Here is a 1,678-nt window from a genome sequence, read left to right on the forward strand (position 1 = left end):
TTTCTGTTTCCCCGATCCCCCAAGCAAAACGCCCCCCAACTCGATAGAGCTGGAGGGCGGTTTGGGCTGTAATAGCCTGACGATGACCTACTTTCACACGGGGATCCGCACTATCATCGGCGCGAAGTCGTTTCACTGTCCTGTTCGGGATGGGAAGGAGTGGTACCAACTTGCTATGGTCATCAGGCATAACTTGTTGCGGCGCAGGTTTGATGTCTGCGCTGCGAATTCATAGAGTCTTGGAATCAGGGTTTTGTATTTGATTGCGTGCTTGGCATAACAGTCTTGACTGCATTAGTCAAAGTTATAGGGTCAAGCCGCACGGGCAATTAGTACTGGTTAGCTTAAGCGCTTGCACGCCTTCCACACCCAGCCTATCAACGTCGTGGTCTACAACGACCCTTCAGGGGGCTCAAGGCCCCGGCAGATCTCATCTTGAAACGAGTTTCCCGCTTAGATGCTTTCAGCGGTTATCTCTTCCACACTTAGCTACTCGGCAATGCCACTGGCGTGACAACCGATACACCAGAGGTGTGTCCACTCCGGTCCTCTCGTACTAGGAGCAGGCTTCCTCAAATCTGCAGCGCCCACGGAAGATAGGGACCAAACTGTCTCACGACGTTTTAAACCCAGCTCACGTACCTCTTTAAATGGCGAACAGCCATACCCTTGGGACCGACTACAGCCCCAGGATGAGATGAGCCGACATCGAGGTGCCAAACACCGCCGTCGATATGAACTCTTGGGCGGTATCAGCCTGTTATCCCCAGAGTACCTTTTATCCGTTGAGCGATGGCCCTTCCATACAGAACCACCGGATCACTATGTCCTGCTTTCGCATCTGCTCGACTTGTCAGTCTCGCAGTTAAGCACGCTTATGCCATTGCACTATCGTCACGATGTCCGACCGTAACTAGCGTACCTTCGAACTCCTCCGTTACGCTTTGGGAGGAGACCGCCCCAGTCAAACTGCCTACCATGCACTGTCCCCGATCCAGCTAATGGACCTAGGTTAGAACCTCAAACGCACCAGGGTGGTATTTCAACGTTGGCTCCATGAGAACTAGCGTCCTCACTTCAAAGCCTCCCACCTATCCTACACAGATCCGTTCAAAGTCCAATACAAAGCTACAGTAAAGGTTCATGGGGTCTTTCCGTCTTTCCGCGGGGAGATTGCATCATCACAAACATTTCAACTTCGCTGAGTCTCAGGAGGAGACAGTGTGGCCATCGTTACGCCATTCGTGCAGGTCGGAACTTACCCGACAAGGAATTTCGCTACCTTAGGACCGTTATAGTTACGGCCGCCGTTTACTGGGACTTCAATCAAGAGCTTGCACCCCATCATTTAATCTTCCAGCACCGGGCAGGCGTCACACCCTATACGTCCACTTTCGTGTTTGCAGAGTGCTGTGTTTTTATTAAACAGTCGCAGCCACCGATTTTTTGCAACCGCTTTGGGCTCCCTTTGTACAAGTTCACCTACTTGCGGCATACCTTCTCCCGAAGTTACGGTATCAATTTGCCGAGTTCCTTCTCCTGAGTTCTCTCAAGCGCCTTAGAATACTCATCTCGCGCACCAGTGTCGGTTTGCGGTACGGTCGTCAATAGCTGAAGCTTAGTGGCTTTTCCTGGAAGCAGGGTATCACTCACTTCGTCTGCAAGCAGACTCGTTATC

2 rRNA genes are annotated in these 1,678 nt (G+C 51.7%); both read right to left on the minus strand.

Annotated elements, in window-relative coordinates:
- Nucleotides 1–74 precede the first annotated feature (74 nt).
- A 5S ribosomal RNA gene (gene rrf, locus BP68_RS19185) occupies nucleotides 75–187 on the minus strand.
- 121 nt (nucleotides 188–308) lie between these two features.
- Nucleotides 309–1,678, minus strand: a 23S ribosomal RNA gene (locus tag BP68_RS19190); the annotation flags it as partial.

The organism is Diaphorobacter oryzae DSM 22780, from assembly GCF_059568935.1.